The following is a 17,971-nucleotide window of genomic DNA, read 5'->3' as shown; positions in this document are numbered from 1 at the left end:
CATTGTTTGTGTTGTCAATAGACTCGCGCAATCGTGGCAGCCGGTAGCCGTGTCAGTCGTTGCCACGGCAGGAAAGGCTACACGATGTCGGACAGGAAAGAGTGGAACCATGTTCCGGACAAATTGCCCATTGAGGTCGCCCCGATCTGGCGGTGGCCGCTTGATCTGATCGAGATTTTTCGCTGGTACGTCGGAAGCTGGCTGCCAGTTTCGATCAATCTCTGCCTCGTTGCCTTGGCATACGCCGCCTACTACTGGGCAAGTCCGACTTTAGCCGGGGCAACAACCCCGGGGCTGTGGATTGCTGTGATTTGGCTGCGCAATCTGCTCCTGACGGTTTTGTTGGCACATGGGCTGCATTTGGTTTTTCACCGCTACCAATTGCAGACCACCGACAAGAAATACGATCCACGTCCCTACCCACGGAAAGGCCGAGCCTTCGACTTCGGCGATCAGCTTGCCGACAACGTGTTCTGGACGCTGGCTTCGGGAGTGACTGTCTGGTCGGCCTACGAGGCGTTGCTGTGGTGGGCGATGGCCAACGGCTATGCGCCAACGATCACCTGGTCCTCCAATCCGGTCTGGTTCGTCGCGACCTTCCTGCTCATCCCGATCTGGCAGAGCTTCTACTTCTATTGGATTCACCGTCTCCTGCACACGAAACTATTTTACCCAATGCATGCACTGCACCATCGCAATGCCGACGTGGGCCCGTGGTCAGGCCTCTCCATGCACCCGATCGAACATACGCTGTACTTTGGCTCCGTGCTCATCCATTTCATCGTCCCGGCTCATCCGGTGCACGTGATCTGCCATCTGATGTTCTACGGGCTATATGCCATAACCACGCATACTGGCTTCGAGGGCCTATGGGTCGGAGGCCGCAAGCGCGTTGACCTGGGCACATTCCACCACCAGATCCACCATCGCTATTTCGAAGTGAACTACGGAACGCTCGACGTGCCGTGGGACAAATGGTTCGGGACCTTCCATGACGGAACCGCCGCAGCAAAGGAACGGATGAAGAAGCGTCTGGCCGACCGACGCAGGGTCTAGCCATCACATTAACCGTTACAGATGAACAATTGGGTGGCCGGCGCCCGCAGGGGGCGGGGGAATGGGTAGGGGCCTGGTAGACGCCGGCCTCGGCGGATCGTCCGCCGCGGAGCGAACCTAGCGATCCCGCAGCGGACCGTAATTCCGCGATCACGCCATTTTTCCCGCCGGAACCGGATATGGCGGAGACGCCTCACCGATCGGCCGGTCGGCCCGAAACTGTCTTTCCCGGCGGCATCGCGGAGAGGCACTCCTCCAGCCGTTGGAGCCGTGCTTTTTGCCAACGCAGCGTGTGCGCGACCTCGTGCAGGTTCCATTTGGCCTTCGAGTTCGCGGCCCTGATCAGATCGAGCTCAAGCCGATCGATCTCGCTGCGCAGCTGCCGTGCTTCCTCCTCCCGCAGCCCCTTGATCCAGCCTGGCCCACGCATGGTTCCACCGTCAAAACCGGCCCGATGCTAACAGACAAACGCTAATGAGACGGGTCAGGGGAGTCTAGAATTTTAAATATCACTAATATTTAATTCACACCTCAGAGCGCGCGATGGCGGCTCGCGCAAAAATGCGCCGATCCGAAACATCGCTTGACGGCTCATATCAGGCATTTGAAAAGGGCACGCCTGCGGACGTGGCGGAATTGGTAGACGCAAGGGACTTAAAATCCCTCGATCTCTGATCGTACGGGTTCGATTCCCGTCGTCCGCACCACTCTTCGCTCTTCGACGAGTCCTCCGAAGCCTTGGCGAAGGAGGAGCTTCGGGTGGCAGCCACCCGAGGCTCGTTGGACGAAGTGATGTCCTTAGAAGCCTCGGCGGAGGACTGCCATCGCGATCGAAAACAGGCTCAAGCCTCGATCGGAATGAGCTTCAGATGCTGGATCAGGATGATCGTCTTGGCGTCGACGATCCGCCCGTCGCCAATGGCGGCCAGCGCCTCGTCCAATGGCATTTCCAGAACCTCGATGTCCTCGCCCTCCTCCGGCGCGCCGCCTCCGGCCGAGATGCGGTCGGCGGGTGAATAGCGGGCCACGAAGAACCAGAGCCGTTCGGTCACGCTGCCGGGGCTCATATAGGGCGAAAACAGCCGCTCCACGTCCTTCAGCCGGTAGCCGAGCTCCTCTTCCGCTTCCTTGCGAATGGCGGTTTCGGGGTCGTTTTCGTCAAGCAGGCCGGCGCAGGCCTCGATCAGAGGCTCGCGATGGCCGGTGACATAGGCCGGGAAGCGGAACTGCCGCACAAGAAGCACGGTCTGGCGTTGCGGATCGAACGGCAGGATTACAGCGCCGTCGCCGCGATCGTAGGTCTGGCGCGTCTGCGTCTCCCATCGGCCGTCACGGCGGCGGTAGTCGAGCACTGTCTTCTTCAGCACCGCCCAGTCGTCCGAAAGAACCTCCTCCGAGCGGATGCGAATGCGATCTTCCATGACGATCTCCGTATTTGGCGGCAAAGGGGTAACGGCGAACGGTGCCCTGCGCAATCCTGGAAACCGACTGGTCCAGCGGCAGTTTCACCGGCTCGTGTCTGGCACGACGCGCCGCGGCTGACTAGATAGCGGTATCTCTCCCAGGAGCCCGTTTCATGACGTCATCGCTTTTCCAGCCGATCACCCTCGGCGGCCTCACCTTCCCCAACCGCATCGCGGTAGCGCCCATGTGCCAGTATTCTGCCGAGGACGGATCGGCCAGCGACTGGCATCTCCATCACTGGATGAACCTCGCAATGTCCGGCGCCGGCATGGTTACCGTCGAGATGACCGATGTCGAGCGGCGCGGACGTATCTCGCATGGCTGCCTCGGCCTCTATTCCGACGACAACGAGGCGGCCGCCAAGCGCACGCTGGACGCCGCCAGGCGCGTCGCCGCACCCGCCACGAAATTCGGCGTCCAGCTTGCCCATGCCGGCCGCAAGGCCTCCAACAGACTGCCTTGGGAAGGCGGCGGTCCGCTGCAGCCGGGCGAAGATCCCTGGCAGACGGTTTCGGCCTCGGCCATCGCCTACGACACGGGCTGGAATGTGCCGCATGCGTTGGAGGAGGACGAGATCCTGCAGCTGGTTGCACGTTTTGCGACGGCGGCCGCCCGCGCCGAGCGCGCCGGCTTCGACTTTGCCGAGCTGCATGCCGCGCATGGCTACCTGATCTTCCAGTTCCTTTCGCCGCTCTCCAACCACCGCACCGACCGCTGGGGCGGGTCGCTGGAAAACCGCATGCGTTTCGCGCTCGAAATCGCAAGAGCGGTGAGGAAGGCCGCTCCGACCATGATGCTGGGCGCGCGCCTTTCGGTGAAGGAATGGGTCGACGGCGGTTTCGACGTGGAGGACGCCGTCGAGGTGGCCAAGGCGCTGAAGGCCGAGGGCGTTGCCTATCTGTGCTGCTCCAGCGGCGGCAATTCGCCCCTGCAGCAGGTGCCGCCCGGCCCCGGCTACCAGGTGCATCTGGCGGAAGCCGTGCGCAAAGGCGCCGGCATTCCAACGCGCGCCGTAGGGCTGATCGACGACCCCAGCCAGGCCGAGGCGATCGTCGCCGAGGGTCGTGCCGATATGGTGGCGCTGGCGCGCGCATTCCTCGCCGACCCGCGCTGGGGCTGGCGCGCGGCGGCGACCTTCGGCGAGGAAATCCATCCGGCGCCGCAGCTGGCGCGTTCGGTGACGACGATGCGACATTGGATGAAGGCCGCCGGCTAGAGCAATTCCAGGAAAAAGTGTGAACGGTTAGGCTCGGCGACTTCGCCGTAGCCTTCCGTCCGGAATTGCGTCTCAAAACAAAACGGAATTCGGCGGGGTCCTGAGGCGTTTGGGCGCAGGATCCTCGCCACAACTGCAACCAATTTGGCCGCTTTACGTTTGCGGCCATGATAGACAACAAACCATTTGAAAAACCGGTGGTGGTCGAGCTCGGCCATGTCGGCAAATATCGCCAGATAAGCAGCACCCGCGAGGCCGCCGAGTGCCTGATGACCGTTTGGCCCCTCAATCGCGGCGAGCGCCATCGTGATGCTCTCGACACTTGCCTCAAAGCGCTGGAAGGTTATCGTTCGACAGCGGACGCGCGTCGCGCCCTTGTCGAGGCAGCCAGGGAATCGGAAGTGCTGGTTCCCGAAGACAGGCTGCCCGACGGCAAGCTGCACTGACCAGGCTTCTTAACCGGAGGATTTCATGGCGAAGCTGACTTACAAGATCGTCGAGCATGATGGCGGCTGGGCCTACCAGGTCGGCTCGACGTTTTCGGAGACTTTCCGCACGCACCAGGAGGCGTTGCGCGCCGCCGAAATCGCGTCGGCCGAGCAGCAGGTTGCCGGCGCCACGGACGGCATCCAGTATGAGGATGCAGAGGGCAAGTGGCACGACGAACTGGCCGATGGCCGCGACCGCCCGCAGACCGAAGTATCCGACTGAGGATTGGAACCGCCCCGCGACCGGCAAAGCCCTGAGGCTTCATGCCGGCCGCCGGCGGCTATGCGTCACTATTTACCGCAGTAATGGTCGTTGACGTTCTGTTGCGAATTGGCATCCGGCCCGGGTGTGATGTCGGCGCACGGCCCGATGGCCCCGGTGCTGTTGCCCGAGGTACTCAAGCCAGAGCCTCCCGAGATGCTGCCTGTCGTGTAGGGATCTACTTGGTCGCTCGCCACGGGACGATGGTTTCTATGCCACCACCACCAGTCATCGGATGACTGCGCCATAGCCGCGCCACCCATGGCCAGCACCAGCGCCGAAGCTGCAATAAGTCTTGTAAGCATTGGATTCTCCATTCTCTTGATCGCCAGAATAGGTCGGGCGCCGAAGGCCCCTGGCGATGCCAACGAAACCCTGGGTTGGGTGCGAAGGTTCCACCGGAAATTCCAGGTGGGACAGAATGTCCGACACTTTTGTGTGACGCGGCGTGAAAAGCCGCGAGGCAAGGCGGTCGCGACCATCAGGGCGATCACGACGAAGGCCCAAGCCGGCGAACAGCCACAAGACAATCGATATCAGCATGTTTTCATCCAGATGCCTGACCGACCGCACCATATCGGCAACGAGCGCCGCCACAAGCGCGCATCCGGCTTTCGCATTGCGGCCGGCCGCGGGCCGCGTTATCTCAGGCGACCTTTCATGCCGGAGCCCGCCATGCCTGAAATCGTCACCGCCGCCATGCTCGTCATCGGCGATGAAATCCTCTCCGGCCGCACCAAGGACAAGAACATCGGCCACCTCGCCGACATCATGACGGCGATCGGCATCGACCTGAAGGAAGTGCGCATCGTCCCCGATGAGGAGGACGAGATCGTTGCCGCGGTCAATGCCGTGCGCGCCCGTTATACCTACGTCTTTACGACCGGCGGCATCGGCCCCACGCATGACGACATCACCGCCGATTCCATCGCCAAGGCGCTCGGCGTGCCCTGCGAATACGACGCCAAGGCCTATGCGCTGCTGGAAGCAAGCTATGCCGGGCGCGGTATCGAGTTCACCGAAGCGCGCAAGCGCATGGCGCGCATGCCGCGCGGCGCCGACCATATCGACAACCCCGTCTCCGTCGCGCCGGGCTTTCGTATCGGTAATGTCCATGTCATGGCCGGTGTGCCGTCGATCTTCCAGGCCATGCTCGACAGTGTCGTGCCGACGCTCAAGGCCGGCACGAAGATGCTGTCGGCAACGGTGCACTGCCCCGTCGGCGAAGGCCTGATCGGCGGCCCGCTGGCCGACATCCAGAAGGCGCATCCCGACACCATCATCGGTTCCTATCCCAAATATGGCGACGGCAAATTCTGGACCGAGCTCGTCGTCCGCGCCCGCAGCGAGGAAGCCCTCGAGGCCGCGCGCAGGGATGTCGAGACGATGGTGGCGGGCATCGCCAAGGCAGGCTGAAAAGGCAGGCTGATCCGCGGTTTCGGCTGGAACCAGTCAATGCGCTAAGGCGTTCCCCTTGCCGCGCGAGTGCGCAGGGCAACAATTGAGGGATCGGTCATGCGCTTCAAGACAATCGTCGCCATTTTGCAGAACGAACAGGATGCCGAGCGCGTTCTCGACTGCGCCCTTCCGCTTGCCGACAGGTTCCAGAGCCACCTTGTCGGCATCCATGCCGAGGCGCTTCCTGTCCCCTACACATCGGCCACCGGCTTCCCCGACACCGAATTCCTGCAGGTCTCGGCCGAGATGAACAAGGAGCGCGCCGACAAGTTGCAGGCGTATTTTCTGAAGCGCATCGAGGACTCCGGCCTGTCCTTCGAATGGCGAAGCCTGGAAAGCTTCTCGGGCGACAGCGCGTTGACCGGCATATCGAGCGTGCGCGCCGCCGATCTGATCATCGCAGCGCAGCGTGACGCCGGTGGCGACCCGAGCGCCGATGTCGACACCCTGGTTTACGATGCCGGCCGGCCGGTGCTGGTCGTGCCTCATGCCGGGCCGCTGGTCACGACCTTCAGGCGCGTGCTGCTCGCCTGGAACGGCAGCAAGGAAGCGGCGCGCGCCGCGTTCGACGCCCTGCCCTTCATTGCCGAGGCCGACAAAACGGACATTCTCGTCATCGACCCGCCGGAGACGCTGGATGAATCGCCGGAAACGGCTGGCGCCGAAATCGCCGCGGCGCTGTCGCGGCACGGCGCCAATGTCAGCGTCTGCGTGCAGAAATCGGACGGATCCTCGGTCGACGATATCATCCAGGCCCGGATAACGGAGTCCGGCGCCGATCTTCTGGTGCTCGGCGCCTACAGTCATTCCTGGCTGCGCCAGCTTCTGTTCGGCGGCGTCACCCGCACGGTGCTGCGCACGACGAACGTGGCGGCTTTCCTGTCGCGTTGAGCATGTCTTCCGAAAGTGGAACCCCGGTTTCTGGGCAAAGACCTGCGCAAATCAGAACTTAAAGTGCGTCGCCTGTATTCGTTTCAGCGCAGCACGCTTTAAGTCCACAGCCATCGCCAGCCCCTGCCCTTGCCAAGCCTGGCGCTTTCCGGCTAATTCCGCCTGCATTCCACCGATTTTGCGCGCCGCGGCGCGCGCTTGCGGAGTGCGCGAACATGTCCCTTCCCGAAAAAGCCTTTCCCGTCTCCTGGGACCAGTTCCACCGCGACGCCCGCGCGCTTTCCTGGCGGCTTTCTGGTGCCAACAAGGGACAGTGGAAAGCGATCGTCTGCATCACCCGCGGCGGCCTGGTGCCAGCCGCCATTATCGCGCGCGAACTCGGCATCCGGGTCATCGAGACGGTGTGCGTGGCTTCCTACCACGACTATACCAGCCAGGGACAGTTGGAGGTTCTGAAGGAGATTTCGCCGCCCCTGCTTGCCGATGACGGGGCCGGCGTGCTGATCATCGACGACCTGACCGATACCGGCAAGACGGCCGGCATCGTGCGCGCCATGATGCCGAAGGCGCATTTCGCGACCGTCTATGCCAAGCCGAAGGGCCGGCCGCTGGTCGATACTTTCGTCACCGAGGTCAGCCAGGACACCTGGATCTACTTTCCCTGGGACATGGGCTTCACTTACCAGAAGCCGATCGCTGACGATCACGCCGGCTGAGCGATCTTCATATTTTCCTGAGGATCGGGTTCAAAAGCGTGTCGTGTAATCGCGCCGATGAGCGCAACTACTTTGTGAGATCGACTTTTTCTGGTGGGATTTTCCGACAGAGTGATTTTTTTTACTTTTAAAGCCCACAATTCGCCGTAAGATTTGTAAGGTGGCAAACGATTCTTGAGGCTGGGGCAGCTTCTTCGATGTTGACGAGGCCGACAACACACGACCAGGTGGCTGAAAGGGTCCGGCGGCTCTTCGGCAAGGCGCCCTGTCGCCTGCAGGTTGCCGCCTTGCCTTGGCGTGAAGGCAAAAACGGCATCGAGATCATGCTGATCACCAGCCGCGACACCGGGCGCTGGGTGCTGCCCAAGGGTTGGCCGGAGGCCAGGGAGGCGCTTTGCGAAGCCGCCGCCCGTGAAGCAGGCGAAGAAGCGGGATTGCGCGGCACCGTCTCGCATCTCGAAGCTGGCCGCTATTTCTATGCCAAAGTCCTCGCCTCGGGCGAGGAAGTGCCTTGCGAAGTACTGGTCTTTCCGCTGCATGTCGACCGTGTCGCGGATCGCTGGAAAGAAAAGCGCGCACGAACGCGCAAATGGGTTGGCCCGACCGAAGCCGTTCAAATGGTCAACGAGCCGGACCTTTGCCAGATCATCGCCGGCTTTTGCGCCGCGCCGCGCAAGTTCGCCTGATTCAACGCAATTCCAGGAAAATGTTAAACGGTTGGGTTCAGCGCTTCGCCGTAGCACTCCGTCCGGAATTGCGTCCTATCAAAAGATAGATCGGCTTGGCGAATCCGGCCTTGCGTCACTCTTGCCGCATGACGAGAGTGCGGTTGCAATCGCGGACTTTGCAGACGGATTTGCTCGACCGTCATACTCTGAGCGGCAAGGATTTCGGACGTCACGCCCCGACGCTGCCCGCAGGACCGCGTCGGCGTCCGGCTCATCGGTAGCTTTGAAGCCAAAGCTGCAAAACGGCCGACGGCGCCCGGCCGAAACCGCGTGCCGTCCTTCCTCAGCCGACAAGCCCCTTGGTCAATTCGAGCGCCTGGCGTTCGAACAGCCGCCGGTAGATACCGCCCTTGAGCCGGATCAGTTCGTCATGCGAACCTTCCTCGGCGATACGGCCGCGATCGAAGACCAGCAGCCGGTCGAGCGCCCGCACCGTCGAGAGCCGGTGGGCGATAACCAGGGTCGTGCGCCCCACCATCAGCCGCTCCATCGCCTTCTGGATGAGCACTTCCGATTCCGAATCGAGGCTCGATGTCGCCTCGTCCAGGATCAGGATGCGCGCATCGGCCAGGAAGGCTCGCGCGATCGCCACGCGCTGACGCTCGCCGCCCGACAATTTTACACCGCGCTCGCCCACCAGGGTTCCATAGCCCTTGGGCAGATTGACGATGAAATCATGGGCGCTGGCAAGTTTCGCCGCATGCTCGATCTCCGCCTGCGTGGCGCCCGGCCGGGCATAAGCGATGTTCTCGGCCAGCGAGCGGTGGAACAGGATCGGCTCCTGCTGGACGATGGCGATCTGGCCGCGCAGCGACGCCTGCCCGACGTGCGAGATGTCCTGCCCGTCGATCAGGATCCGCCCCGCGTTCACGTCGTAGAGCCGCTGGATCAGCTTGACGAAGGTGGTCTTGCCCGAGCCTGAATGCCCGACCAGTCCGATGCGCTCGCCCGCGACGATATCGACCGAGAAGTCGCGGTAGAGCGGCAGCCGGTGATTGCCGTAATGGAACGTCACCTTGTCGAAAGCGATATGCCCATCGCTGATCCGGATCGACCGAGCGCCGGACCGGTCTTCGATGCCGAGCGGCTCGGACTGGAAATCGACCAGTTCCTCCATGTCGTTGATCGAGCGCTGCAGGTTGCGGATATGCGTGCCGATGTCGCGCAGATAGCCCTGCAGCACGAAGAACGAGGTCAGCACGAAGGCGACATCGCCGGCGCTGGCCTGGCCCCAGGCCCACAACATCAGGGCAAGACCGATCACCGCCGCGCGCATCAGGAGCAGCAGCGCCCCTTGCGTGGTGCCGTTGGCGGTGCCGCGCATCCAGGTGCGGCCGGTGCGCAGACGCCATTTGGCAACGACGCGCGCCAGCCGCGCTTCCTCGCGAGCCTCCGCGCCGAAGCCCTTGACGACGGCATTGCAGCTCACCGCGTCGGCCAGCGAGCCGCCCAGCCGCGTGTCCCAGCTGTTGGCGAGCCGGGCCGCCGGCGCGACATAGCCGAGCGACAGCGTCGCCGTGATGGTGATGAACAGCACCGAGCCGGCGGCCACGACAGCCCCCATCAGCGGCCAGAACCAGCCGAGCAGCAGCGTCGAACCGACAAGCATGACGATCGACGGCAGAAGCGCGATCAGGATCGTGTCGTTGAGCAGATCCAGTGCCCACATGCCGCGCGTAATCTTGCGCACCGTCGATCCGGCGAAGCTGTTGGCGTGCCAGTCCGTCGAGAAGCGCTGCACCCGATGGAAGGCATCGGCGGCAATGTCCGACATCATCTTCAGCGTCAGCTCGACGATCCACAGGAAAGCGACATTGCGCAGCACGACACCGGCCAGCGCCAACGCCATCAGGGTCGAGAATGCCGTGACCGCGGCATTCCAGGCGACTGCGTCGGTTCCGGCGCCGCTGGCGACCGCATCGACCAGGCGGCCGGAATAGAAGGGTGTCAGCACGTCGGCGAGCGTCGAAAGCAGGAAGGCGCCCATGATGAGCGAAAGCCGTCGCGGCTGGCGGCGCCAGTGGCGGAGCGTAAAGCCAAGCACGCTGCGAAAGGCGCTGGCGCGCAGGTCGATCTTGAAACGAGCCATAATGTCATCCGGGCGCAAACAAGCCCGGTCCCGATAAAGTCAAATTGGAAAACCCGCGTCTGCGCCTTGTGGCGCCTCTGAAAGCGGGAGGTTCAGTATGGCAGGCCGCCCGCTCGGAGGCGGCGGCCGGCGGCAGATGCCTGTTCTGCGTCTGGCTCGCCGAAAAAACTTCGGAAAGCCCGAGCAGACCTAGGCTTCGCGGCCTCGCATAACGATGTCAAATCCTGCCATACGGTCCTCCCGGAAGGGAATCGCGGAGAGGCTCTTATAGGGAGGCATCAGCCGATCGCCAAGTCGGCCAAACGCCAAAACGATATCTGGTCCAAGCACTGAGACGAATTTGCAACAACGGCGCGTTGCGCGCCGCGCTGGCGCAATCTTAGGGTCGCGGACTAACCGCGGTCCCGAAACCGGTTCGTGATCGGATAACGGCGGTCGCGGCCGAAGTTCTTCCTCGTGATCTTCACGCCAGGTGCCGCCTGCCTGCGCTTGTATTCGGCGATGTAGAGCAGGTGCTCGACACGGTTCACCGTGGCGCGGTCATGGCCGCGCGCGACGATGTCGTCGACGCTCATCTCGTTCTCGACCAGGCATTCGAGGATATCGTCCAGCACCGGATAGGGCGGCAGCGAATCCTGGTCGGTCTGGTTTTCGCGCAGCTCCGCCGACGGCGCCTTGTCGATGATGTTTTTCGGGATCACCTCGCCGGACGGTCCGAGCGCACCTGGCGGCACATGCGAATTGCGCCAGCGCGACAGGCCATAGACCTGCATCTTGTAGAGATCCTTGATCGGGTTGAAGCCGCCATTCATGTCGCCGTAAAGCGTTGCGTAGCCGACCGACATCTCGCTCTTGTTGCCGGTGGTGACCACCATCGAGCCGAACTTGTTCGAAATCGCCATCAGGATGGTGCCGCGCGCGCGGCTTTGCAGGTTTTCCTCGGTGATGCCTTCCTGGGTGCCCTCGAAGAGCTGCGTCAGCGCATGCTTGAAGCCTTCGACCGGCTCGGAGATCGGCACGATGTCGTAGCGACAGCCAAGAGCGCGGGCGCAGTCCTCGGCATCCTTCAGCGAGTCCTTCGACGTATAGCGGTAAGGCATCATCACCGTGCGCAGCCGCTCCTCGCCGAGCGCATCGACAGCCAGGGCCGCGCAGATCGCCGAGTCGATGCCGCCGGAAAGGCCAAGCACCACGTTCTTGAACCCGTTCTTGTTGACGTAGTCGCGCAAGCCCAGCATGCAGGCGCGGTAATCGGCCTCTTCGCGCTCCGGGATCTCCGACATCGGGCCTTCTGAGCAGACCCAGGTCTCTCCTCTTCTTTTCCAGGTGGTGACGTCGACCGCGTCCTCGAACTGGCTCATCTGGAAGGCAAGCGTCTTGTCAGCGCCGATAGCGAACGAAGCCCCGTCGAAGATCAACTCGTCCTGGCCGCCCAGCTGGTTGGCATAGATCATCGGCAGGCCGGTTTCGATGACCTGCTTGATGACGACCTGATGGCGGACATCGATCTTGGCGCGGTAGTAGGGCGAGCCGTTCGGCACCAAAAGAATCTCGGCCCCGCTTTCAGCCAGGGTCTCGCACACGGCGACCTCGCCCCAGATGTCCTCGCAGATCGGAATGCCGATGCGCACACTGCGGAAATTGACCGGACCCTGAAGTTCCGGCCCGGCCTGGAAGACGCGCTTCTCGTCGAACTCGCCATAGTTCGGCAGGTCGAGCTTGTAGCGCTCGGCGATGATCTTGCCGCCATCGGCGAAGACGATGGAATTATGCGTGCCGCTCTTGCGCTTCAGCGGCGTGCCGATGATGACGCCGGGCCCGCCGTCGGCCGTGTCCTTGGCGAAATCCTCGGCCGCCTTCTCGCAAGCCTTCAGGAAGGAAGGCTTCAGCACCAGGTCTTCCGGCGGATAACCGGCGAGGAACAGCTCGGTGTAGAGCACCAGATCGGCGCCCTGGCGCGCCGCGTCCGCCCTTGCCTCGCGCGCTTTTGCCAGGTTGCCGGCGACGTCGCCGACGGTCGGGTTGAGCTGGGCGACGGCGATGCGCAAGATATCGGGAACGGTCTTGGTCATGGAACGGGTTTAGCGTGGCCGAAATCGTCGGGCAATGGCGATTGCTTGTGCCAATCCGAGGTGCGCACGAAATGCGTTCAGGCCTAGTCGCCCATATACTCGCGCAACGCCTCGACCGAGCGATTCTCGCCGATCGACATCGCCAGGATGCGCGAGATATGGCGGCGCGGCAGGCCGGTCTCGGCCGACCACTGGTTGATCTGCGCCTGGATCTTGTCGAGGTCGCGCTTCGACGTCGGGCTTTCGGCGATATCGAGGCCGGCATCGCGCAAGGCTGACGCCATGTCGATGGAGACGACAAACGTGTCCCATTCCAGCCAGCGCAGGAAATATTGGCCGGTGTTGCCGCCGAGCCGGCTGCCATGCTTGGCAAGATAGGCGGTCAGCCCGACCTGGTCGTCGGCCGGCCATCCTGCAATGAATTTACCGAAGCTGCCATGCTCCTTCGAGACGCGATCGACGAAAGCGGCATTGTCGCGCACCGACTTGATCTTCTGCGGGTTGCGCACGATTCGGCTGTCGGAGGCCAGCTCGTGCCAGAAGTCGTCCGGCTGGAACAAAAGCCGCTTCGGCTCGAAGCCGAGGAACGCTTCCTCGAAACCCGGCCATTTCTGCTCGATGACCCGCCACACGAAGCCGGCGGCGAAAATGCGCTCGGCCATGGTGGAGAGAATGCGATCATCGGGAATCTTCGCCGCCGCCATATTGTCGGGCATGGGCCCGAGCAGCGAGACAAGCGTGCCATCTCCTCCCTTGCGCTTGGCCGCCCGGTCACGAATTTTCTTGAAATCGGGCATCCCGCTCCTCGCCAGTTCACATCAATCTATCACTTCCCGTGCGGCCCGGTAGCCTCTACCTCTATCGGAACCCAGACGATGGAGAAGGCTATGAACAAGACGGTCGAGGATCTGGCGAACCGCTGGCTGAGGCGAAAGTCGGATGGTCTGAGCCCACTCGAGAGCCGGGTGCTGCAGTCGACGCTCGAGCGCACGACCATCACCAGGGACACCAACAAGGCCGTCGCTTTTCACTCGACCTATGGAGACCGCGTCGCCGACACCATTGCCCGGATCGGCGGCTCCTGGTCCTTCATCCTCGCCTTCCTGGCCTTTCTCGCCCTTTGGACTGCCGGCAATGCCTGGCTGCTGACGCGCGACGCCTTCGACCCCTATCCCTTCATATTCCTCAACTTGGTGCTCTCCATGGTCGCCGCCCTTCAAGCGCCTGTGATCATGATGTCGCAGAACCGACAAACCGAGCGCGACCGTATCGACGCCGCCCATGACTATGAGGTCAATCTGAAGGCCGAGATCGAGATCATGGCCCTGCATGAAAAGCTCGACGAGTTGCGCCATAGCGAGATCATCGGCATGCGTGACGAAATCCTGCGCATGGCCGAGCAGATCAGGCGCATCGACGAAAAATTGTCGGCGCGGCCGGCAACAGAATGAGCGAGACCATCCACCGCCTCATCGAGCAGTACGGGCTGATCGCGGTCTTCCTCGGCTGTGTGGCGGAAGGCGAGAGTGCGGCGATCCTTGGCGGTTTCTTCGCCCATCAACATATTTTCGTGCTGTGGCAGGCTTTCCTCGCCGCCTTTTTCGGCGCCTTCGCCGGCGACACCTTCTTCTTCACCCTCGGCCGCAGCTTCGCCGATCACGGCTACGTGAGAAGACTGCGCAGGCGGCCCGGCTTCAGCCGCGCCTATCACCTGCTCAACACCCATCCCAACATTTACGTGCTGACCAACCGCTATATTTACGGCATGCGCCTTGTCGGCGGCATCGCCGCCGGCCTGTCGACGGTGCCCGTGGCGCGCTTCGTCATCCTGAATGCCATCTCTTCCGCGGTCTGGGCGACCCTGTTCAGCGGCATCGGCTATGTCTTCGGCCTGGGCGCGGAGCACATTGTCGGTCAGGCGTTTGCCCGGCATGAGCGCCTGCTCATCGCCCTTGGCGTCGGCGTCGTCGTTGCAATCGTTGCCTGGCTGGTCGGCCATCACTTTGCCGTCCGCGAACGCGCCCGGGAAGATCGGGCGGGACCCTGATCGCCCGCGAGGATCAGATCGGCGCGCCGGTAAGGCGCTCGATGATGGCGATGGCCCAGACGCCGCCAGCGATGGCGATCGAAATCAACACCGCAAGCGAACCACAGTCCTTGGCAAGCTGGATGTCGATGTGGAATTCGCGCGAGATCGCGTCGCAGGCTGCCTCGATGCCGGTGTTGAGCACTTCGACCATGATCAAGAGCAGCACCGCGCCGATCAGCAGGGCATAGCCGCTCCAGGAGACCGAAATGAACCAGCCGGCCGGCAGGGCAAGAGCGAGCAACAGCAGTTCCTGCTGGAATGCCTTTTCGTGAGCGGCCAATTTGCGGAAGGCCCGAACTGAATTGATGAAGGCATCGATCAGTCGCTGCATGCCCCTGCCCCTATGCGAGTCACCGGCAGGGGATATCGCAATGGCGGGACCAAGGGAATAAGGCAGCCGCTGCAAAATTCATCCGTCCGCGACCTTTATCGACGGTATCGATTTTTCGAACTGCGGCAGCCCGTCCTCGATCGAATAGTAATCGCCCTTGTCGCCGACGAAGATGTGGCTTTCCGCGGACAGACCACTCGGCCTCTCGAATGAGCCGGCCATGATGGAGATCGTGTCCAATTCATTGTGCTTCCAAAAGAGCAGCGAACCGCAGGTGCGGCAGAAGCCGCGTTTCGCCACGTCGGAGGCACCATACCAACTGAGCGCGCCGGCCCCCTCCATGACGATATCGGCATCCCTGGAGGCGGTTGCCGCGACGAAATGGCCGGTTTGCCGACGGCACTGCGAGCAATGGCAGTAGACGACGCCGCGCAACGGGCCGCTCGTCCTGAAACGCACAGCTCCGCACAGGCACGATCCGCTATGCTTGTCGTCCATTCCAGCCTCCTTCGACATCTTCCGCCCGAACGTTGCCGGATAGAATTTCAGTTTTGTGGTGGCCGGGCATAGGCAAATGCGACACCGAAGCGGCGCGTTTCAAAAGCCGTGCCTGCACGGCCTTACATCCTGGGGTAGCAAACATATTGAGGAAATGCAGGCTATTAAGGAAACTTTAGCGGGAGCGCATTTATGATTTCCACAAGCGATGGTCGTGATAGGGGACGCACCTTCGCAATCGCAATTCCGATTCGAATCCCCCGCGTGAGCGACTCCCGGCGGTGGCGGGTCTCCGGTCGCACTGAAGGGGCAGTGAACACAACATGCAACCGGCAGCCATTCCGACCGATAGAAATACCGACATTGCCAGTCAGGTCGTGGCGACGATGCGCCAGCTCGGCGTGCTTGGCCTGCCGCGCAACTACGAGATCTTTTACGAGGCGCTCAGCGGCAGCAATCATGAACTCAGCGTTGCCGTCGTCTCGTTGAGCAACCGGCCGACTCAAGACGACCTCGACCGCATCGGCCGCACCTTTTTCCCGCAGCACCACGGTCCCTCCATAGTCGAGCACGCTCGGGACATGATCGCCAAGGAATTAGAGGACGTAGCCGCGCTGTTGCGCAACGAGCGCACGCATATCGAGAAATACGGCCGTATTCTCGACGAAACCTCGAGCGGCTTGAGCAATCGCAGCCTGCTTTCGCAGGAACTGCTCCACAAGATCGCCGGCGCCATGTCGGCCGCCACCAACTCGACGATCGACCACAGCCGCCAGATCGCCAGCACGCTTAGCGAAAAGACGGCCGAGCTTGAAAGCGTCAAGTCGAAGCTCGAGGAATACAAGCGGCTCGCCGACACGGACCCGCTTACGCAACTTTGGAACCGCCGCGCCTTCGACAAGGAGATCACCCGGATCTACAACAGCAATCGCGGCATCCTGTTCAACGCCTTGATCCTTGCCGATATCGATCATTTCAAGGACATAAACGATCGCTATGGTCACCCGGTCGGCGACAGGATCCTGCAGATCATCGCCGAAATCTTCCAGTCGAGCGTGCGTCCCGACATCTTCGTCGCGCGCACCGGTGGCGAGGAATTTGCGCTGATCGTCGAAGGCGCCAGCGAGGACGCCACCTACGAAATCGCCGAGCGCATCCGCGCGCTGATCGAGCAGACCCCGTTCACCAGCAGTCAGACCGGCATGAACTACGGCACCGTTACCGTGTCGCTCGGCGTCTGCATGGCCTCGGAGGCGGAAAGCCCCGAAGATCTCTACACCAAGGCAGACCGGGCGCTTTATCGCTCCAAGGTCGGTGGCCGCAACCGGGTCACCAAGCATTCGACGATGGCAGGCCGGCCCGCCAAAAGCTGGCTGCTTTACAAGAAAGACTGACAACCGCCGAAATTCCCCCAACTGCCCTTTCCAGACGAATTTTTGTGGACTATATTTTCCACAGAAATAAAAGGGTGCGCTTATGCAACGTCCAGTCGCGGCCGCGACGGCGGCCGAGAACGCTGTCATCACCAAGGCCACGCTGCGCGCGGCCGACCTGCTTGACATCACCGCCAGGACGCTCGCCCTGGTCATCGGCGTGTCGGAAGCAACGGTCTCGCGCATGCGCAAGCAGGAATTCCTGCTTGAACGCGGCACCAAGCCGTTCGAACTGGCGGTGCTGTTCGTCCGCTTGTTCCGCTCGCTCGACGCCATCGTCGGCGGCGACGAGACCGTTGCCCGGGCGTGGCTGAAGAACCCCAACACCACGCTCGATGGCACGCCGCTCGAAAAAATCCTGACGATTGCCGGACTTGTCGATGTCATTGCCTACCTGGACTCCCGCCGCGCTCTCGTCTGAGGCCGTACGGCTCGAAGGCAGATACTGGCGGATGGTCGAGGCGCAGCACCGCGTTTCGACCCTCAAGCTCGTCGACACGCTCGACGAGCAGGCGCTGCTGGAGGACCTCATCGAGGACACCAAGCCGCAGATTCCGCTGGAATGCCGCCATCTCCACTATCTGCTGGCGACGCCCTTTCGCTACGGTTCTGTCTATCCGTATGGCTCGCGCTTCCGCCGCGCCGGCAAGACGAAAGGCGTCTACTATGCCGCCGAGACGGTGCTGACGGCGGTGGCGGAAATGGCCTTCTACCGCCTGCTGTTCTTCGCGGAATCGCCGGCGACGCAATGGCCGAACGACGCGGCGGAATACACCGCCTTTGCCGCGGCGATCAAATGCGACAGCGCGGTCGACCTGACGCGGCCGCCGCTCGATCGCGACGAGAAGGCCTGGACGCACGCCACCGACTACGCCGCCTGCCAGGCGATCGCCGACGTCGCGCGCGAGGCCGAGTTGCAGGCGATCCGCTATCGCTCGGTGCGCGATCCGAAGGGCGCCAACATCGCGCTGTTGACGTGCAAGGGTTTTGCCAGAGCAAAGCCGCTGGAGCCGCAAACCTGGCGCATCCGCATCGGCTCGTTCGGCATTCAGGCGATCTGCGAATTTCCGGACAAGCGGCTCGAATTCTCGCGCACTGCCTTTGCCGATCCGAGGCTGGCCGGCATGCGCTGGGAGCGAGGCCATTGAACTCGGAAGCCGCGTTGTGAATTCAAGCCGGG

Annotated in this window: 21 protein-coding genes and 1 tRNA gene; 14 read left to right on the top strand and 8 right to left on the bottom strand. The window is 62.5% G+C overall.

All coding sequences use genetic code 11. The annotated features are described in order from the left end of the window. The first annotated feature begins 84 nt into the window (after positions 1-84). Positions 85-1,056 carry a sterol desaturase family protein gene (locus tag RFM68_RS24255; protein ID WP_320235554.1) on the top strand — a complete coding sequence of 324 codons (972 nt, stop codon included), beginning with the start codon at positions 85-87 and terminating at the stop codon, positions 1,054-1,056. A gap of 193 nt (positions 1,057-1,249) precedes the next feature. On the opposite strand, the gene RFM68_RS24250 is transcribed toward RFM68_RS24255, so the two are convergent. Then, positions 1,250-1,486, bottom strand: coding sequence for a hypothetical protein (locus RFM68_RS24250; RefSeq protein ID WP_320235553.1), 237 nt, complete (start codon positions 1,484-1,486; stop codon positions 1,250-1,252). 191 nt (positions 1,487-1,677) lie between these two features. Between RFM68_RS24250 and RFM68_RS24245 the strand changes: the two genes are divergently transcribed. Next, positions 1,678-1,763 (top strand) — tRNA-Leu (locus tag RFM68_RS24245). A gap of 135 nt (positions 1,764-1,898) precedes the next feature. Here the strand turns inward: RFM68_RS24245 and RFM68_RS24240 are convergent. Further along, entirely contained in the window at positions 1,899-2,477 is a 579-nt protein-coding gene (locus tag RFM68_RS24240) for an NUDIX domain-containing protein (RefSeq protein WP_320235552.1), read from the bottom strand. A gap of 155 nt (positions 2,478-2,632) precedes the next feature. Here RFM68_RS24240 and RFM68_RS24235 point away from each other — a divergent pair, with 155 nt between their 5' ends. The 3 genes from RFM68_RS24235 (at position 2,633) to RFM68_RS24225 (ending at position 4,447) form a co-directional block, all read left to right on the top strand. After that, complete coding sequence (locus RFM68_RS24235; RefSeq protein WP_320235551.1) at positions 2,633-3,736, top strand: NADH:flavin oxidoreductase/NADH oxidase; 1,104 nt, start codon at positions 2,633-2,635, stop codon at positions 3,734-3,736. Positions 3,737-3,903: 167 nt separating this feature from the next. Beyond that, positions 3,904-4,182, top strand: a complete 279-nt coding sequence (locus RFM68_RS24230) for a DUF982 domain-containing protein (RefSeq protein ID WP_320235550.1) — start codon at positions 3,904-3,906, stop codon at positions 4,180-4,182. Between the two features lie 25 nt (positions 4,183-4,207). Further along, positions 4,208-4,447, top strand: coding sequence for a hypothetical protein (locus RFM68_RS24225; protein ID WP_320235548.1), 240 nt, complete (start codon positions 4,208-4,210; stop codon positions 4,445-4,447). 267 nt (positions 4,448-4,714) lie between these two features. On the opposite strand, the gene RFM68_RS24220 is transcribed toward RFM68_RS24225, so the two are convergent. Beyond that, complete coding sequence (locus tag RFM68_RS24220; protein WP_320235547.1) at positions 4,715-5,083, bottom strand: hypothetical protein; 369 nt, start codon at positions 5,081-5,083, stop codon at positions 4,715-4,717. Between the two features lie 78 nt (positions 5,084-5,161). On the opposite strand from RFM68_RS24220, the gene RFM68_RS24215 reads away from it, so the two are divergent. The 4 genes from RFM68_RS24215 (at position 5,162) to RFM68_RS24200 (ending at position 8,237) form a co-directional block, all read left to right on the top strand. Then, positions 5,162-5,902 carry a competence/damage-inducible protein A gene (locus RFM68_RS24215; protein WP_320235546.1) on the top strand — a complete coding sequence of 247 codons (741 nt, stop codon included), beginning with the start codon at positions 5,162-5,164 and terminating at the stop codon, positions 5,900-5,902. A 99-nt stretch (positions 5,903-6,001) separates the two neighbouring features. Then, the gene (locus RFM68_RS24210) at positions 6,002-6,835 is read left to right on the top strand and encodes a universal stress protein (RefSeq protein WP_320235545.1); all 834 of its coding nucleotides are present in this window, start codon (positions 6,002-6,004) and stop codon (positions 6,833-6,835) included. Between the two features lie 215 nt (positions 6,836-7,050). Further along, positions 7,051-7,551: a xanthine phosphoribosyltransferase gene (gene gpt / locus RFM68_RS24205; protein WP_320235544.1), complete on the top strand. Its 501-nt coding sequence runs from the start codon at positions 7,051-7,053 to the stop codon at positions 7,549-7,551. 197 nt (positions 7,552-7,748) lie between these two features. Next, positions 7,749-8,237, top strand: a complete 489-nt coding sequence (locus RFM68_RS24200; protein WP_320235543.1) for an NUDIX hydrolase — start codon at positions 7,749-7,751, stop codon at positions 8,235-8,237. 325 nt (positions 8,238-8,562) lie between these two features. On the opposite strand, the gene RFM68_RS24195 is transcribed toward RFM68_RS24200, so the two are convergent. The 3 genes from RFM68_RS24195 to RFM68_RS24185 all read right to left on the bottom strand — a co-directional run bounded on the left by RFM68_RS24195 (position 8,563) and on the right by RFM68_RS24185 (position 13,237). Continuing rightward, positions 8,563-10,368, bottom strand: coding sequence for an ABC transporter ATP-binding protein (locus RFM68_RS24195; RefSeq protein WP_320235542.1), 1,806 nt, complete (start codon positions 10,366-10,368; stop codon positions 8,563-8,565). A 392-nt stretch (positions 10,369-10,760) separates the two neighbouring features. Continuing rightward, positions 10,761-12,440 (bottom strand): NAD+ synthase, encoded by a 1,680-nt coding sequence (locus tag RFM68_RS24190; RefSeq protein WP_320235541.1) that lies wholly within the window; start codon positions 12,438-12,440, stop codon positions 10,761-10,763. A gap of 83 nt (positions 12,441-12,523) precedes the next feature. Next, positions 12,524-13,237, bottom strand: a complete 714-nt coding sequence (locus RFM68_RS24185; RefSeq protein ID WP_320235540.1) for a DNA-3-methyladenine glycosylase I — start codon at positions 13,235-13,237, stop codon at positions 12,524-12,526. A 90-nt stretch (positions 13,238-13,327) separates the two neighbouring features. Between RFM68_RS24185 and RFM68_RS24180 the strand changes: the two genes are divergently transcribed. After that, the gene (locus tag RFM68_RS24180; RefSeq protein WP_320235539.1) at positions 13,328-13,891 is read left to right on the top strand and encodes a DUF1003 domain-containing protein; all 564 of its coding nucleotides are present in this window, start codon (positions 13,328-13,330) and stop codon (positions 13,889-13,891) included. Continuing rightward, positions 13,888-14,487, top strand: coding sequence for a DedA family protein (locus RFM68_RS24175; protein WP_320235538.1), 600 nt, complete (start codon positions 13,888-13,890; stop codon positions 14,485-14,487). Before RFM68_RS24180 ends, RFM68_RS24175 begins: the two co-directional genes overlap by 4 nt. Before the next feature lie 13 nt (positions 14,488-14,500). On the opposite strand, the gene RFM68_RS24170 is transcribed toward RFM68_RS24175, so the two are convergent. After that, positions 14,501-14,860: a diacylglycerol kinase gene (locus RFM68_RS24170; RefSeq protein WP_320235537.1), complete on the bottom strand. Its 360-nt coding sequence runs from the start codon at positions 14,858-14,860 to the stop codon at positions 14,501-14,503. Positions 14,861-14,938: 78 nt separating this feature from the next. Next, on the bottom strand, positions 14,939-15,358 hold the full coding sequence (locus RFM68_RS24165; protein ID WP_320235536.1) for a GFA family protein: 420 nt from the start codon (positions 15,356-15,358) through the stop codon (positions 14,939-14,941). 323 nt (positions 15,359-15,681) lie between these two features. Between RFM68_RS24165 and RFM68_RS24160 the strand changes: the two genes are divergently transcribed. From RFM68_RS24160 to RFM68_RS24150, 3 genes are all read left to right on the top strand, one after another. Further along, positions 15,682-16,752, top strand: coding sequence for a GGDEF domain-containing protein (locus tag RFM68_RS24160; RefSeq protein WP_320235535.1), 1,071 nt, complete (start codon positions 15,682-15,684; stop codon positions 16,750-16,752). Positions 16,753-16,834: 82 nt separating this feature from the next. Further along, a complete protein-coding gene (locus RFM68_RS24155) occupies positions 16,835-17,212 on the top strand; it encodes an antitoxin Xre/MbcA/ParS toxin-binding domain-containing protein (RefSeq protein WP_320235534.1) in 378 nt (125 codons plus the stop codon). Next, the gene (locus RFM68_RS24150; RefSeq protein ID WP_320235533.1) at positions 17,172-17,939 is read left to right on the top strand and encodes an RES family NAD+ phosphorylase; all 768 of its coding nucleotides are present in this window, start codon (positions 17,172-17,174) and stop codon (positions 17,937-17,939) included. The genes RFM68_RS24155 and RFM68_RS24150 overlap by 41 nt, the downstream gene beginning before the upstream one ends. Positions 17,940-17,971 lie beyond the last annotated feature (32 nt).

This window comes from Mesorhizobium montanum (assembly GCF_033977145.1).
Taxonomy (GTDB): domain Bacteria; phylum Pseudomonadota; class Alphaproteobacteria; order Rhizobiales; family Rhizobiaceae; genus Mesorhizobium; species Mesorhizobium montanum.
The sequence above is the reverse complement of the archived record's forward strand: the minus strand, read 5'-3'. Positions and strand labels throughout refer to the sequence as shown.

Coding starts and splice junctions, on each gene's coding strand:
- RFM68_RS24255 (WP_320235554.1), top strand. CDS start 85: ATGTCGGACAGGAAAGAGTGGAACCATGTTCCGGACAAATTGCCCATT.
- RFM68_RS24250 (WP_320235553.1), bottom strand. CDS start 1,486: ATGCGTGGGCCAGGCTGGATCAAGGGGCTGCGGGAGGAGGAAGCACGG.
- RFM68_RS24240 (WP_320235552.1), bottom strand. CDS start 2,477: ATGGAAGATCGCATTCGCATCCGCTCGGAGGAGGTTCTTTCGGACGAC.
- RFM68_RS24235 (WP_320235551.1), top strand. CDS start 2,633: ATGACGTCATCGCTTTTCCAGCCGATCACCCTCGGCGGCCTCACCTTC.
- RFM68_RS24230 (WP_320235550.1), top strand. CDS start 3,904: ATGATAGACAACAAACCATTTGAAAAACCGGTGGTGGTCGAGCTCGGC.
- RFM68_RS24225 (WP_320235548.1), top strand. CDS start 4,208: ATGGCGAAGCTGACTTACAAGATCGTCGAGCATGATGGCGGCTGGGCC.
- RFM68_RS24215 (WP_320235546.1), top strand. CDS start 5,162: ATGCCTGAAATCGTCACCGCCGCCATGCTCGTCATCGGCGATGAAATC.
- RFM68_RS24210 (WP_320235545.1), top strand. CDS start 6,002: ATGCGCTTCAAGACAATCGTCGCCATTTTGCAGAACGAACAGGATGCC.
- gpt (WP_320235544.1), top strand. CDS start 7,051: ATGTCCCTTCCCGAAAAAGCCTTTCCCGTCTCCTGGGACCAGTTCCAC.
- RFM68_RS24200 (WP_320235543.1), top strand. CDS start 7,749: ATGTTGACGAGGCCGACAACACACGACCAGGTGGCTGAAAGGGTCCGG.
- RFM68_RS24195 (WP_320235542.1), bottom strand. CDS start 10,368: ATGGCTCGTTTCAAGATCGACCTGCGCGCCAGCGCCTTTCGCAGCGTG.
- RFM68_RS24190 (WP_320235541.1), bottom strand. CDS start 12,440: ATGACCAAGACCGTTCCCGATATCTTGCGCATCGCCGTCGCCCAGCTC.
- RFM68_RS24185 (WP_320235540.1), bottom strand. CDS start 13,237: ATGCCCGATTTCAAGAAAATTCGTGACCGGGCGGCCAAGCGCAAGGGA.
- RFM68_RS24180 (WP_320235539.1), top strand. CDS start 13,328: ATGAACAAGACGGTCGAGGATCTGGCGAACCGCTGGCTGAGGCGAAAG.
- RFM68_RS24175 (WP_320235538.1), top strand. CDS start 13,888: ATGAGCGAGACCATCCACCGCCTCATCGAGCAGTACGGGCTGATCGCG.
- RFM68_RS24170 (WP_320235537.1), bottom strand. CDS start 14,860: ATGCAGCGACTGATCGATGCCTTCATCAATTCAGTTCGGGCCTTCCGC.
- RFM68_RS24165 (WP_320235536.1), bottom strand. CDS start 15,358: ATGGACGACAAGCATAGCGGATCGTGCCTGTGCGGAGCTGTGCGTTTC.
- RFM68_RS24160 (WP_320235535.1), top strand. CDS start 15,682: ATGCAACCGGCAGCCATTCCGACCGATAGAAATACCGACATTGCCAGT.
- RFM68_RS24155 (WP_320235534.1), top strand. CDS start 16,835: ATGCAACGTCCAGTCGCGGCCGCGACGGCGGCCGAGAACGCTGTCATC.
- RFM68_RS24150 (WP_320235533.1), top strand. CDS start 17,172: ATGTCATTGCCTACCTGGACTCCCGCCGCGCTCTCGTCTGAGGCCGTA.